This window comes from Streptomyces sp. NPDC048420, assembly GCF_040651535.1.
In the GTDB taxonomy this organism is placed as follows: domain Bacteria; phylum Actinomycetota; class Actinomycetes; order Streptomycetales; family Streptomycetaceae; genus Streptomyces.
Genome location: NZ_JBEZKG010000004.1, coordinates 7,624 through 20,776 on the forward strand (window position 1 = coordinate 7,624; position 13,153 = coordinate 20,776).

At 70.6% G+C, this 13,153-nt stretch carries 11 protein-coding genes and 1 pseudogene; 5 read left to right on the forward strand and 7 right to left on the reverse strand.

Features of this window, described 5'->3' with window-relative positions:
• Positions 1-107 precede the first annotated feature (107 nt).
• From AB0D34_RS07355 to AB0D34_RS07365, 3 genes are all read right to left on the reverse strand, one after another.
• A complete protein-coding gene (locus AB0D34_RS07355) occupies positions 108-1,175 on the reverse strand; it encodes a LacI family DNA-binding transcriptional regulator (protein ID WP_362657879.1) in 1,068 nt (355 codons plus the stop codon).
• Between the two features lie 229 nt (positions 1,176-1,404).
• Positions 1,405-1,602 (reverse strand): DUF5999 family protein, encoded by a 198-nt coding sequence (locus tag AB0D34_RS07360; RefSeq protein ID WP_123987810.1) that lies wholly within the window; start codon positions 1,600-1,602, stop codon positions 1,405-1,407.
• Between the two features lie 376 nt (positions 1,603-1,978).
• A complete protein-coding gene (locus tag AB0D34_RS07365) occupies positions 1,979-2,545 on the reverse strand; it encodes a hypothetical protein (protein WP_362657882.1) in 567 nt (188 codons plus the stop codon).
• A gap of 524 nt (positions 2,546-3,069) precedes the next feature.
• Between AB0D34_RS07365 and AB0D34_RS07370 the strand changes: the two genes are divergently transcribed.
• Positions 3,070-4,587, forward strand: coding sequence for a glutamate-cysteine ligase family protein (locus AB0D34_RS07370; RefSeq protein ID WP_362657885.1), 1,518 nt, complete (start codon positions 3,070-3,072; stop codon positions 4,585-4,587).
• A gap of 914 nt (positions 4,588-5,501) precedes the next feature.
• Here the strand turns inward: AB0D34_RS07370 and AB0D34_RS07375 are convergent.
• Entirely contained in the window at positions 5,502-7,295 is a 1,794-nt protein-coding gene (locus AB0D34_RS07375) for a substrate-binding and VWA domain-containing protein (RefSeq protein ID WP_362657888.1), read from the reverse strand.
• 209 nt (positions 7,296-7,504) lie between these two features.
• Here AB0D34_RS07375 and AB0D34_RS07380 point away from each other — a divergent pair, with 209 nt between their 5' ends.
• Positions 7,505-8,305: a type II CAAX endopeptidase family protein gene (locus AB0D34_RS07380; protein ID WP_362657890.1), complete on the forward strand. Its 801-nt coding sequence runs from the start codon at positions 7,505-7,507 to the stop codon at positions 8,303-8,305.
• Between the two features lie 9 nt (positions 8,306-8,314).
• On the opposite strand, the gene AB0D34_RS07385 is transcribed toward AB0D34_RS07380, so the two are convergent.
• The gene (locus AB0D34_RS07385; protein WP_362657893.1) at positions 8,315-9,127 is read right to left on the reverse strand and encodes a PhzF family phenazine biosynthesis protein; all 813 of its coding nucleotides are present in this window, start codon (positions 9,125-9,127) and stop codon (positions 8,315-8,317) included.
• Between the two features lie 194 nt (positions 9,128-9,321).
• On the opposite strand from AB0D34_RS07385, the gene AB0D34_RS07390 reads away from it, so the two are divergent.
• The 3 genes from AB0D34_RS07390 (at position 9,322) to AB0D34_RS07400 (ending at position 12,422) form a co-directional block, all read left to right on the forward strand.
• Entirely contained in the window at positions 9,322-10,503 is a 1,182-nt protein-coding gene (locus AB0D34_RS07390; RefSeq protein WP_362657896.1) for an FAD-dependent oxidoreductase, read from the forward strand.
• A 31-nt stretch (positions 10,504-10,534) separates the two neighbouring features.
• Complete coding sequence (locus AB0D34_RS07395; RefSeq protein ID WP_362657899.1) at positions 10,535-11,449, forward strand: RNA polymerase sigma-70 factor; 915 nt, start codon at positions 10,535-10,537, stop codon at positions 11,447-11,449.
• Positions 11,450-11,528: 79 nt separating this feature from the next.
• On the forward strand, positions 11,529-12,422 hold the full coding sequence (locus tag AB0D34_RS07400; RefSeq protein ID WP_362657902.1) for an alpha/beta hydrolase: 894 nt from the start codon (positions 11,529-11,531) through the stop codon (positions 12,420-12,422).
• Positions 12,423-12,435: 13 nt separating this feature from the next.
• Here the strand turns inward: AB0D34_RS07400 and AB0D34_RS07405 are convergent, their stop codons facing one another.
• Both AB0D34_RS07405 and AB0D34_RS07410 read right to left on the reverse strand, forming a co-directional pair.
• Positions 12,436-12,759 (reverse strand): antibiotic biosynthesis monooxygenase, encoded by a 324-nt coding sequence (locus AB0D34_RS07405; protein WP_362657905.1) that lies wholly within the window; start codon positions 12,757-12,759, stop codon positions 12,436-12,438.
• Positions 12,737-13,139 (reverse strand): annotated as a pseudogene (locus AB0D34_RS07410) (phosphotransferase); the annotation flags it as partial. The gene AB0D34_RS07405 and the pseudogene AB0D34_RS07410, both read right to left, overlap by 23 nt.
• Positions 13,140-13,153 lie beyond the last annotated feature (14 nt).

Here is a 13,153-nt window from a genome sequence, read left to right on the forward strand (position 1 = left end):
GACGGTGGCGTGGCCCGTCAGTGGCGCGGCGACGGTGGCGTGGCCCGTCAGTGGCGCGGCGACGGTGGCGTGGCCCGTCAGTGGCGCGGCGACGGTGGCGTGGCCCGTCAGTGGCGCGGCGACGGTGCCGGGGTCTCCCGGTGGGAGGTGGGTGGGGCGGTGCTCGAGCGCACCACCAGTTCTGTGCCCAGCTCCACGCGCGGGGCGTCCGGGCGTTCGTCGCGGGCCAGTTTGAGGACCGTGCGGACGGCGAGCTTGCCCATGTCGGCGAGGGGCTGGCGGATGGTGGTCAACGGGGGTGCCGACCAGCGGACTTCCGGAAGGTCGTCGAAACCCACCAGGCTCATGTCCTCCGGCACCCGCAGGCCGCGCCGTCTGAGTGCCTCGATCGCTCCCAGCGCCATCTGGTCGCTGGCCGCGAACACGGCGGTCGGCGGCTCGGGCAGGTCGAGGAGTTTATCGCAGCCGGCGAAGCCGGACTCCGGATGGAAGTCGCCGGGTACGACCAGCGATTCGTCGAGGGTGAGTCCGGCGCCCTCCAAGGCGGCTCGGTAGCCGTCGAACCGGGCCCGTGAGCACAGCAGCCGGGGCGGCCCGGCGATCAGCCCGATCCTGCGGTGGCCCAGCGACAGCAGGTGCTCGGTGGCCGCGAGCCCTCCCGACCAGTTGGCGGCGCCGATGGTGGGGGCGTCCAGCGCGGGCGAGCCGGCCGGGTCGACCACCACCAGCGGGACACCGAGGGCGCGCAGTTCGTCGTGGAGGACCGGGTCGAGCCCCGAGGTGACCAGGATGACCCCGTCGGAGGCGCGGGCGCGCAGGTTGCGCATCCACTCCCGGGCGTCGCCGGAGCGGCCGTGGATCGCGGAGACCACGGTGCCGACGCCCTCCGCGTGGGCGACCTCCTCGACCCCCCGGATGATCTCCACGGCCCAGGGGCTGTCGAGGTCGTTGAAGACCAGGTCGAGCAGGGCGGCGCGGGTGCCGGGGGCCGCGGGGCGCTTGCGGTAGCCGTACTGCTGGAGCAGTCCCTCGACCCGGGCGCGGGTGCGCGGGGAGACGTCGGAGCGGCCGTTGACCACCCGGGACACCGTCGGAACCGAGACTCCGGCCTGCCGTGCGATCTCCGTGATGGTGACCCGGCCCCGCGGCCCGGCGTCGGCCTCGCCTGCTGTCATGTGCCCACCTCCGCGTCGGAGCTTCGAAGAGTCGCGGTTTTCGAGACGTCATGGATGCGAAAAAGTCGCGGCTTCGAAACTTCCAGAAGTCTTCCGGAAGAGTGGCTCCATACACAAGGCATTACAGGGAGTGATCGCCGTCGGACATGCGTCGGGGCCGGTGCGCAGACAGGCGCTGCGAGCCGGCCCCTCAAGGTCTCCGGGCGGTTCGGCGGCCGCCCGGTCGTGCTCAGGCGGCCGTGGCCCCCGCGAGCGGGCGGTGCGGGGCGATGACCCGGCCGTCGGGCAGGAGCTCACCGGTGTCCTCGAAGAGCAGAACGCCGTTGCACAGCAGGCTCCAGCCCTGCTCCGGGTGGTGCGCCATGAGGCGGGCGCATTCCCGGTCGGTGGAGTCGGCGGTGGGACACGGTGGCTGGTGCTGGCACATGGGTGGGATCTTTCGCTGTGTTGTGGTCATGACGTCCCCCGTCGTGATTACTCAGTCCGAACCCAGTGTTGCCCCACGGGCGTCAATCCGCAGGTATTTCGCATCACCACTTCTTCACAGGTTGATGACGCTTCACCCGGCCGGATGGTTCATCCCAACTGCACTGTCCCTTCGGGTGGTTAACGGTGGTCGGATGGGGCTAGTCCACCTGGAGTCAGACCCTCGTTCGGCTCGTACGAGCAATTGTGCGCTCGTACGAGCAAATGGTTTTCTGGCGGTCCCTGCGGATTGTGTACGACGCTAATGGCGCCGGAAACGGAGTCGTACCCCGCTACCCGGAAATCGGGGCGGGGTACGAGGGCCGTCGGAGGAGAGGTCAGGCGGGCGAGCCGAGCAGGGGCGCCGGGGTCACCCGATGCGTCAGCACCGGGAGGAGTTCGGTGGCGCGGTGCGGGCGGTGGGCGGCGATGCCGAGCGGGGCGGGAGCCAGCGGGACGAGCAGATCGGTCGCGGCGAGCCGGCCTGTGGCGGCGTCCGCCGCGCAGTCGCCGTGCAGCCAGAGCGCGAGCATGTACAGGGCGGGGATCGACAGCAGACGCGGCTGGTACGGCTGCTGCATCACCTCCGCCTGCCGCAGTGCCCGCTCGGTGGACGCGAGGTAGGGGCCCTCGAAGAAGTGCGAGAACGCCCAGCCGTCCGGGGTCAGCATGGTCTCGGCGGCGGCCACCGAGCGATCGCCGCTGCGGATCAGGAAACGCCACCCGGTCAGCCGGGTGGCGTTGCCGTCCAGGACATGTACGGGCAGTGGAAGCTCGGCCGTGACGGGTCCCTGTGCGCGCAACAGGGAAGGGGTCCGGGCCTCGCGTACCGCGGTGGGCGAACCGAGTGCGGTGAGGACGGAGCGAAGTGCGGGGGCGGGTGCCGGGGGGGCATGCAGCGGCATGGTGGGTCGCCTCTCATTCGACAGGCACGGTGGCGCGAGGGCGGGGGCGGACGGCGCTGTCAGCTCACGGGGTCAGAGAGGCCGGGGCCGGGGTCCGGTGACGCGGGTGCGGATGAGGCTGTCGTACGTCACCTGACGGCAGGATCCAGGACCGCGGGTGCCAACCCTCTGCCTTGTTCGCGGAGTTTATACGACATATGTTCAGACGGTGTTTCGTCTAGCCGCTTTCGGCGGCTGGGGCAAGGGACCATTCGGTCGGTGATACGCGGGAATCATCCCGGTTCCGTATCGACTTCGCGGCGGTGACCTCGGGAAATGTCCGAGGAGCGGTCGGCCCGTTCTCGTCGGCGTTTTTCACGAGTTCTTCAGGGCACTCGAAACTGCTGAGAGCTCCATGCCGAGGGAATGTGCCACCGGTCACGTTCAACAGGGTAGCGGTCCCGGCGCCGTCCGGGGACGTTATCGATCGTTCCGGCTGGGCATCATCCCACCTGACTCATGACGCATCGAGGAGGGACCCTTCGATGGGGGAGAAGGTCGCGGCAGGTCGGTTCGATCTGTCAGATCGCCAGCACTACCGCGACAAGCTCCGCAGGTGCCTGACGGGGCTCGAGCGGCTCCTGGCGGAGCAGCGGTTCGATCGGCCCAAGAACCTCATGGGGCTGGAGATCGAGCTGAATCTGGTCGGCAGTGACGGTATGCCGAAAATGTTGAACGGAGAAGTGCTCGAACGTATCGCAAGCCGAGATTTCCAAACAGAACTCGCCATGTTCAATCTGGAAGTCAACATAGCCCCACACCGGTTGGGTGGCCGGGTATTCGACCGCCTTGCTGAGGAACTCCGTACATCGCTGGCATATGCCGACCGTAAAGCGGGCGAGGTCGACTCGGGGATCGTGATGATCGGCATTCTGCCGACCCTCGACCGGGACGACCTGGTCTCCTCGAACCTTTCCGACGTCGACCGCTACACGCTGCTCAACGACCAGATCGTGGCCGCGCGCGGGGAGGATTTCGTCCTCGACATCGACGGGGTGGAACGGCTCACCTGCACCTCGAAGTCCATCGCCCCGGAGGCCGCCTGCACCTCCGTGCAGCTGCACCTCCAGGTCACGCCGGGCCGCTTCGCCGACGTGTGGAACGCCGCGCAGGCGGTGGCCGGCGTACAGATAGCCGTCGGTGCCAACTCTCCCTTCCTGTTCGGGCGTGAGCTGTGGCGCGAGTCCCGGCCACCGCTCTTCCAGCAGTCCACGGACACCCGCCCACCGGAGCTGCAGGCGCAGGGGGTACGGCCGCGGACCTGGTTCGGGGAGCGGTGGATCTCCTCGGCGTACGACCTGTTCGAGGAGAATCTGCGCTACTACCCGGCCCTGCTGCCGATCTGCGACGAGGAGGACCCGTTGGAGGTCCTCGACGAGGGCGGGGTGCCCTCGCTCGCCGAACTCGTCCTGCACAACGGCACGGTGTACCGCTGGAACCGGCCCGTCTACGGCATCGCCGACGGCGTCCCGCATCTGCGCGTCGAGAACCGGGTGCTGCCCGCCGGGCCCACCATCACCGACGTCATCGCCAACGCGGCTTTCTACTACGGCCTCGTCCGTGCCCTCGCCGAGGAGCCGCGGCCGGTGTGGACCCGGATGCCCTTCGAGGCGGCCGCGGCCAACTTCGACGCGGCCTGCCGCCACGGCATCGATGCGCGCCTCACCTGGCCCCGGCGGGGGCGGTACGGCGGCACGGTCGAGGTCGACGCGGTGAGCCTCGTACGCGACGAACTGCTGCCGCTGGCCGAGGCGGGGCTCGCGGGGTGGGGCGTCGAGTCCGCCGACCGGGATCTGTATCTCGGGGTGATCGAGGAGCGGTGCCGCAGGCGGGCCAACGGGGCGTCCTGGCAGGCGGCGACGTTCCACCGGGCCCTTGAGGCGGGGCTGTCCCGGGACGCGGCACTGGCGGCCACGACCCGGCGGTACGGCGAGCTGATGCGCAAGGGAGAGCCGGTGCACACGTGGCCGGTGGGGTTGCCGGAGCCGGTGCCGCTGGGGTGAGCGGCGGGGGCGACGGGGTGAGGCCGCGGTGGCGGAGGCCGTTGCGGCGAGGGAAGAGTTCGGCGGCGGACCTGGGGCGGCGGAGGCTCGGAGCGGCGGGAAGAGGGTCCGGGATGGCGGGAGAGGAAGCGCGCTCTCGGTCGGCTCGAACACGCCGACCATGTGCTTGTGCCGCCGTCTCGCGGGGTAGCCGACGCGGTCGCGGATGCCTCGCGGTCACCGTGGCGGTGTCCGTCTGAGGCCCGCCGTCCGACCGTGGGGCAGCGGTGGCGCGGGGCGGCGGAATGAAGTGCGCGGAGGATCTGGAGCGGCGGGAGACGACCGGGGGCGGGTCCGGGGCGGCGGTTCGGGGCGGCGGCTAGAGAGTCCGCAAAGGATTTGGGACAGCGGGAGGGGGACCGTCGGCGGTTCGAGGCGGCGGGAGGGGGACCGTTGGCGGTTCGAGGCGGCGGGAGGGGGACCGTTGGCGGTTCGAGGCGGCGGGAGGGGGACCGTTGGCGGTTCGAGGCGGCGGGAGGGGGACCGTCGGCGGTTCGAGGCGGCGGGAGGGGGACCGTTGGCGGTTCGAGGCGGCGGTGGGAGGGTTCGTCGGCGGTTCGGTGAATGTGGGAGGAGACCGTCGACGGTTCGAGGCGGCGGTAGGAGGGTTCGTCGGCGGTTCGGGACAGCGGGAGAGGACCGTCGGCGGTTCGGGGGGCGGCAGTAGGAGGGTTCGGCGGCGGTTCGGTGACGGCGGGAGAAGGACCGGCGGCGGATCGGGAGACAGCGGGAGGAGGGCTGGCGGCGGTTCGGGGCGGCGGGAAAAGGACCGGTGGCAGGTCTGGAACCGTCGGAAGGGGACCGTGGCAGATCTGGTGCGGAGGGAAGAGCGCGCGGCCTGAGGGTGGGCGTGGCGAGTGGGCGGCTGTGGTCGGTCAGTTGTCGTCGGTGCCCTGGGCGCCAGCTGCCACGATGGCCTTCAGGATCACCGCGTGGATCTGGGACGGGTCGTTGACCTGTTGGCCGGAGCCGCCGGTGGCCTCGGCCAGTTGGGAGGCTTCGGCGCGGTCCGCGTCGGGGCCCACCGCGATCACGATCAGAGGGACCGGGCGTTGCCGGTTGGAGAGCTTCTCCAGTTCGGAGAGCAGCGTCCCGCGCGTGATGCTGCCCGGGTCCTGGTTGACGCCGTCGGTCAGGACCACCAGCGCGTTGAACTTGCCCTCGGCGTAGGTGGAGGTCGCCGACCGGTACGCGGCGAGCGTGGTGTCGTACAGTCCCGTCGCCCCGCCGGGCACCGGCTCAAGACCGCCGAACGCCGCCGACAGCCGCTCCCGTTGCGTGCCGCCCCCGTCCGCACCGGCGCCGAGGCGTTCCGTCGGCACCAGGACCTTGTAGTCCTTGTCGCCGTCGAGCTTGGTGGAGAACTCCCACAGCCCGATCTCGTCCTCCTGGGTGAAGGTGGACAAGGCCTGGAGGAGGGACTCCTTGGTCACGTCCATCCGGGAGCGGCCGGTGTCCGGCACGGTCTCCGACATGGACGAGGACGCGTCCACCACCGTCGTGATCCGCGCGCTCTGCACCGTGATCGTCCACGTCCCGAGGGCCTCCTGGAGGGCCGTCGCGGACGCCGCCTCACCGGCCGCCGCCGTGTACGGCTGCGGCACCTTGCCCCCGGCCTTCGCGACGAGTGAGGCCGACACCTGGTCGTCGGACGTCCTGAACCCCCGGTCCGTCAGCAGCTGCGCCTGCTCGGGCTTGCGCAGATACGTCATGAACCGGATCGCCGCCCGGCTCTCGTCCGTGGTCAGCCGGGTCTCGTCGACGAGCGCGTAGGGGTAGTCGAGCCGCGGTGAACCGTCCTTGGGATAGAAGAAGTCCAGTCCGGTCCCCGCGTCGGCCGAGGAGTTGTAGGCGAAGGCCGCCTGCTCGGACAGAACCAGCGCCTGGTTGCGCTTCGGATTGCCCTGCTCGGTGCCGGAGGAGTCCCGCGGCAGCGTCTCGACCAGCTGCCCGTCGCTGTCGGAGATGCGCTGCGAGAGCGACTTCATCATGGCCGCGGCCTGCGTCTCACCGCCCTTGACCTTACCGGCGGCCCCGCTGAGCTGGGTGAGGGCGAGCAGTCCGGTCGCGCTGCGCGCAGGATCGGCGGCGCCGAGCTTGAGGGAGTCGTCCTGCTGGGTGGCGCCCGTCAGTTCGAGCCAGTCGTACGTCTTCTGCGGCCAGCCCAGCGACTTCGCGGCGGTCGGCACCATCGCCATTCCGACCGGGCTGGAGGCCACGTTGCCGACGCGGGCGACCTCCTTCGCGCCGCCGTCCCCGGTGATCTGTTCCACCCACACGTCCGAGTCCGGCACCCACACCTGCACACCGGGGTCCTTGCCGGCCACGAGGCTGTCCCTGACCTTGTAGGACTCCCGGGCGGTGATCGTGATGTCGACGCAGCGCCCGTCGGAGGTGAGGTTCTCGTCGCGGGCACGATCGGCGGCGGTGCGCAGCGCGGGGGCCACGTCCGGGGAGGCGGCCACCTTGAGCCGTACCGCCTCGTCCTGGCAGGAGGAGCCGAAGGAGAGCAGACCGCCCTGGACGGCAGCGGCCGTACCGCCTGCGACGGTCAGCACGAGCACCGTCGCGATGGCCACGGTGCGGCGGCGGGCGCGGGGGCGGGGGGCGCGTGGGCGGGGGTCGCTGCCGCCCGCCCCATACTGATCGGGCAAGCTGTGACGTCCCATGACGGTGGTGCCCCTCCCTGTCGACTCCCTGTGCCGGACAGCCGTTTCTGGCAGGAAAAGGGAGGGAGGCACGCCCCGTACGGCGTCCGTCCCCCGACGGCCTGTCGCGCACGATCTTCGTAAGAACTCGCGATCTCCGTAAGTTCTTTCGAAGGACCCTAGCGGGGCGGCGATGGGGATGAGGCGGGATTACTCAACTGGAGGCAGGTGTGCAGGCGGAGGAAGGGGCAGTGGCCGATTCTTTTCCGCAGAGGGCGCTCTCACGGAGATTCTTCCGTGATGAGACGCTGCTCGTTCTGGGGCTTTCGCTCGGTGCGAGCGGTGTGTCCGCGCTGATCAGTTTTGTCGGATCGGTCACCAAACCAGGGGGTCTCAAGGACCAGGCGGCGACCCTCAACGCCTCGGCCGCGCCCGGCCGTCCCTGGCTCGATCTCGCCTGGCAGCTCTTCGGGATCGCGTCGGCGCTGGTGCCCGTCGCGCTCGTCGCGCACTTCCTGCTGCGGGAGGGCGGGAGCCTCAGAACCCTCGGCTTCGACCGCACCCGGCCGGGACCCGACCTCGCGCGCGGGGCCGGGATCGCGGCCGTGATCGGCAGCACCGGAATCGCCTTCTACCTGGCCGCCCGCGGTCTGGGCTTCAACCTCACCGTGGTGCCCGAGGCGTTGCCCGACGTGTGGTGGAAGTACCCGGTGCTGATCCTCTCGGCGATGCAGAACGCGATCCTCGAAGAGGTGATCGTCGTCGGCTATCTGCTGCGCCGGCTCCACCAGCTGGGCTGGACCCCGGGCACCGCGCTGGTGGCCAGTTCCGTGCTGCGCGGCAGTTACCACCTCTACCAGGGGATCGGCGGCTTCATCGGCAACATGGTGATGGGCGTGGTGTTCGTCTACCTGTACCGACGCTGGGGCCGGGTGGGTCCCCTGGTGGTGGCGCATTCCCTGCTCGACATCGGGGCGTTCGTGGGTTACGCGCTGCTCGCCGGGAAGGTGGGCTGGCTGCCCACCGCGTAGGGGGCTTTCCTATGCCAGCAGCTCGCCCTCGATCACGGTGACCGCGCGGCCGGTCAGCAGTGTCCGCTCGCCCCGCAGCTCGGTGCGGACCCGGCCGGAGCGGGGCGAGGCCTGCAGGCCGGTGAGGTCGCTGCGGCCGAGGCGCTCGGACCAGTAGGGCGCCAGAGCCGTGTGCGCGCTGCCGGTGACCGGGTCCTCGTCGATGCCGACGTTCGGGAAGAAGCAGCGGGAGACGAAGTCGTAGCCCAGTGCCGGGTCGTCGGCGCGGGCGGTGGCGATGATGCCGCGCTCGGAGTGGGCGGCCAGGGCCTTCAGGTCGGGGCGCAGGGCGTGGACGGTCTTCTCGTCGGCGAGTTCGAGCAGCAGGTCCCTGATGTTCGGGCCGGTGTCGAAGGCGGTGAGGGGTTCGGCGCCGAGCGCCTCGGCTACCCCTTCGGGAAGTTCGACCTCGGTCAGCGGCGCGGTCGGGAAGTCCAGGGTGATGGAGCCGTCCGCGTCCGGCGTGGCGATGAGGACGCCACTGCGGGTGGCGAACCGCACCGGGCCCTCATGCGCGCCCGTGCTGTGCAGGACATGGGCCGTGGCGAGCGTCGCGTGCCCGCACATGGCCACCTCGGTGGCGGGCGTGAACCAGCGCAGCGCCCAGTCCGCCTCGCCGCCCCCGGGAAGCCGGTGCGCGAAGGCCGTCTCGGCGTGGTTGACCTCCAGGGCGATGTCCTGGAGCCGGTCGTCGTCCGGGAAGGAGTCGTCGAGGAGCAGGACTCCGGCCGGGTTCCCGGCGAAGGGCCGGTCGGTGAAGGCGTCGACTATTCGGATACGCATGGCCCGACGGTAAGGGGCCAACTGGCTGAGGGAACAAGGCCAATCCGTGGTCACTGGACTGATTTTCTCCCCTCAGTAAGTGATCCAGGCCACATCCTGTCACGCAGGCTCGCCGCCCGGTGTCTTGAGGCCGAACCCCTTGAGGCTGAACTCCTCAAGGCGGACCTGACGGACCTTGCGACGGAGGAGACACCATGAACACCGAAGTCCTCGTCATCGGCGGCGGCTACGCGGGCGTCATGGCGGCCAACCGGCTGACCCAGCGCGACGACGTGACGGTGACCCTGATCAACCCGCGTGCGGACTTCGTCGAGCGGATCCGGCTGCACCAGCTGGTGGGCGGCAACCACGAGGCGGTCGCCCCCTACAAGAAGGTCCTGGCCCCGGGTGTCCAGCTCGTCGTCGACACCGTGACCCGCATCGACGCGGCCGGGCGCAGTGTGACGCTGGCGGCCGGCGGCACCGTCGGCTACGACTACCTGGTCTACGCCGTGGGCAGCGGCAGCGCCGACCCGAGCGTGCCCGGAGCAGCCCGGTTCGCCCACCCCATCGGCACCCTTGAGGAGGCCCGGCGACTGAGGCCGGTCCTCGACGCCGCGCCCGCGACGGCCCCGGTGACCGTCGTCGGAGCCGGTCCGGCCGGCATCGAGACCGCCGCCGAACTGGCGGAGCAGGGGCGCGCCGTGACCCTGGTCTGCGGCGGTGTGCTCGGCCCCTATCTGCACCCCAAGGGTCGGCGCGCGGTCGCGAAGCGCCTGGCTCGACTCGGCGTGACCGTCCTCGACGGCCCCGGCACCAGGGTGACGGCGGTGACCGCCCACGCCGTACGGCTGGACGACGGCCGTGAGCTCCCCAGCGGGGTGACCGTCTGGACCGCCGGCTTCGGCGTGCCGGACCTGGCCGCGCGCAGCGGTCTGAGCGCCGACCCCATGGGCCGCCTGATCACCGACGAGACCCTGACCAGCGTGGACGATGAGCACATCGTCGCGGCCGGCGACTCGGCGGCGCCATCGGACCTGCCGTACCGGATGGGCTGCCAGTCCGCCGTACAGCTGGGCCCGCAGGCCGCCCAGACGGTGCTCAGCCGGATCGCGGGTGAGCCGCCCGTCAGAGTCGACGTGGGCTTCGCCGGGCAGTGCATCAGCCTGGGGCGCCGGACCGGGGTTTTCCAGTTCTCCCGCAAGGACGACACCGCGATCAGCCTCTATGTCGGCGGCTTCCTGGGTGCGAAGCTCAAGGAGATCATCTGCCGCAGCACGGTCTGGCAACTGGGCCAGGAGGCACGCAAGCCCGGTGTGCGCACCTGGTGGTCCAAGGACGCCACGCGCCGTCAGCGGCTCGACGAGGTGCCGGCCACCGCCGACCAGGCGGCCTAGGCCGAGCACGACCACGGGGGAGGGACCCAGCATGAGCGAGCGCACCACCGACCCGGCGACCGAGACGTTCGTCGCCCACCGCAACCTGCTCTTCACCGTCGCCTACGAGATGCTCGGATCGGCGGCCGACGCGGAGGACGTGCTCCAGGAGACCTGGCTGCGGTGGGTCAAGGCCGACCTGGAGCAGGTGCAGGACCCGCGTGCCTACCTGGTCCGCATCACCACCCGCCAGGCCCTCAACCGGCTGCGCACCATGACCCGCCGCAAGGAGGCGTACGTAGGGCCCTGGCTGCCCGAGCCGTTGCTCACCGCGCCGGACGTCGCCGAGGACGTGGAGTTGTCGGAGAGCCTGTCGATGGCGCTGATGTGCGTCCTGGAGACGCTCGCGCCGACGGAACGCGCCGTGTTCGTGCTGCGCGAGGTCTTCGACGTCGACTACGACGAGATCGCGGCCGCCGTCGGCAAGAGCCCCGACGCGGTGCGCCAGATCGCGCACCGCGCTCGGCGGCACGTCGACGCCCGCCGACCGCGCAGGACGGCCTCCGCGAGCGAGACCCGGGCGGCGGTGGAGTCGTTCCGGCGCGCGCTCGAGACCGGGGACCTGCAAGGGCTGCTCGATGTGCTCGCCCCCGACGTCGTCCTGGTCAGCGACGGCGGCGGCGTCAAGCAGGCCGCGCTCCGACCGATCGTCAGCGCCGACAAGGTGGCCCGCTTCATCATCGGCGGAATCGCCAAGCGGACCGTCGCGCTCACCGGTGACACCACCCAGGTCAACGGCAGCCCGGCCCTCGTGCTGCGTATGGACGGCGAGATGGACGGCGTCCTGGCGGTCCGCGTCGAGGGCGCCCGCATCACGGGCATGTACTACGTCCGCAACCCGGAGAAGCTGACCCGCGTCGGGTCAGAGACTCCGCTGACCCTGCGGTCGGTGCCGTCGACGGAGTAGGGCTCTTGCGCGAACGGTTGGCCAGCATCCATTATCAGGAATCCTGTTACTTTAACCTTGTACTGATGGGTGCCAAGCCATGCCGTTCAGCCCCGCGATCCAGGCCAGAGGAGTCCAGCTGCTGCTGGGCAGGGTGATGTCCCGCGTGCACAAGGATCTGCGCTTCACCGACATCCCGGCGAACACCGAGACCCTGCGTGTGGAGACCGGTGCCGGGCCGGTGACGTGCACCGTCTACCGCCCGTCGGCCGGCACCGACGCCCCCGCCCCCGTGTACCTCAACTTCCACGGCGGCGGGTTCGTCATCGCCCGCCACGAGCAGGACGACCACATCTGCCGTTACATCGCCGCCAAGGCCGGCTGTGTCGTGATCAACGTGGACTACGCCGTCGCCCCGCAGCGGCCGTTCCCGGTGCCCGTCACACAGGCCTACGACGTCGCCGAGTGGGTCGCCGAGAACGGCACCGCGGGCGGCTGGGACGGTTCGCGCCTCGCCGTGGGCGGACACAGCGCGGGGGCCAACCTGACCGCCGCGGTGTGCCGCCTGGCCAGGGAGCGCGGTACCTTCACGCCCCGGCTCCAGATCCTCGACTCGGCCCCGCTCGACCAGCAGGCCGATCCGGCGACCAAGCAGTCCCTCGTCGCCAAGCCGCTGCTCACTCCCGGCCTCATGCGGATCTTCACCGCCGCGTACGTCCCGGACCCCGCGGACCGCGCCCAGCCCCTCGTCTCGCCCGCCCTCGCCGACGACCTCGCGGGGCTTCCGCCCGCCCTGGTCATCACCGCGGAGAACGACCGCCTGCGCAACGAGGGAGACGCCTACGCCAAGGCCCTGGAGGCGGCCGGCGTGCCGGTCACCCACCGTGTCTTCGAGGGCGTCGACCACTACTTCACCCACACGGGCCCGGTGCCGGCAGGAAAGGAGGCCATCGACCTGATGGCCACCACCCTGCGCACCGCGCTGAACGACTGACGCCGTAACGGAGCTACGCCCGTGTGAACCCGTGGCTCCGTTCCACCTTCGCGATGTGCAGTGTGTAGCTCTCGTACCACTCGGCCCGCCCGCGCTTCTGTGCCGCGCGGTGCTCGATGTCGGTCCGCCAGGCGGTGACGGCGTCGGCGTCGCGGAAGTACCCGACGGTGATGGCCAGTCCGCCGGGAATCTGCGCGTAGTCCGTCCCCAGGTACCCGGGGACGTCCTTCACGAGGTCTTCCCTGCGCGCGACGGTCTCGCTGTAGCCGCTCTGTTCCCGGGTCCGTACCGCGGTGAAGACGGCCACGTAGTAGTGGCCGCAAAACGTGCCAGGCACTGACCAGGTCCAGCGCGGGGTCGGCCGGCCCTGAGCCGTGGGCGCCCAGGGCGCCGCCGAGCCGGTCTCCCGGCGGGCCGATGAAGGCTGCGAGGTCCTCGGCGAAAGCGTCCGACCCCCTCGGGTCGGTCTCCGAGGCGACCGTTCCCGCAGCCATGTCTGGACCGACCACGGCATGGGATAACCCGCTCCGGGCTCGCCCAGGGCGACGGGTTCCGGGGCGGGGAACCGGAGCACCCGCGCCAACTCCGCGCTCGCCCGGGCTTCCTTTTCCAGAAACGCCAACGTCTCGGCGGCAACTGTTCCTTCACCAAGGACGCAACGGTTTCGGTGGTCACGTCCACTTGGTCGTCGTGCGAGGGGCCTTGCTCTACGAACAGTTCCGATATATCGT

What these genes read in the sequence shown, in the direction of transcription:
- AB0D34_RS07355 (WP_362657879.1), bottom strand. Translation starts at nt 1,175, where the DNA reads ATGACAGCAGGCGAGGCCGACGCCGGGCCGCGGGGCCGGGTCACCATC.
- AB0D34_RS07360 (WP_123987810.1), bottom strand. Translation starts at nt 1,602, where the DNA reads ATGTGCCAGCACCAGCCACCGTGTCCCACCGCCGACTCCACCGACCGG.
- AB0D34_RS07365 (WP_362657882.1), bottom strand. Translation starts at nt 2,545, where the DNA reads ATGCCGCTGCATGCCCCCCCGGCACCCGCCCCCGCACTTCGCTCCGTC.
- AB0D34_RS07370 (WP_362657885.1), top strand. Translation starts at nt 3,070, where the DNA reads ATGGGGGAGAAGGTCGCGGCAGGTCGGTTCGATCTGTCAGATCGCCAG.
- AB0D34_RS07375 (WP_362657888.1), bottom strand. Translation starts at nt 7,295, where the DNA reads ATGGGACGTCACAGCTTGCCCGATCAGTATGGGGCGGGCGGCAGCGAC.
- AB0D34_RS07385 (WP_362657893.1), bottom strand. Translation starts at nt 9,127, where the DNA reads ATGCGTATCCGAATAGTCGACGCCTTCACCGACCGGCCCTTCGCCGGG.
- AB0D34_RS07390 (WP_362657896.1), top strand. Translation starts at nt 9,322, where the DNA reads ATGAACACCGAAGTCCTCGTCATCGGCGGCGGCTACGCGGGCGTCATG.
- AB0D34_RS07395 (WP_362657899.1), top strand. Translation starts at nt 10,535, where the DNA reads ATGAGCGAGCGCACCACCGACCCGGCGACCGAGACGTTCGTCGCCCAC.
- AB0D34_RS07400 (WP_362657902.1), top strand. Translation starts at nt 11,529, where the DNA reads ATGCCGTTCAGCCCCGCGATCCAGGCCAGAGGAGTCCAGCTGCTGCTG.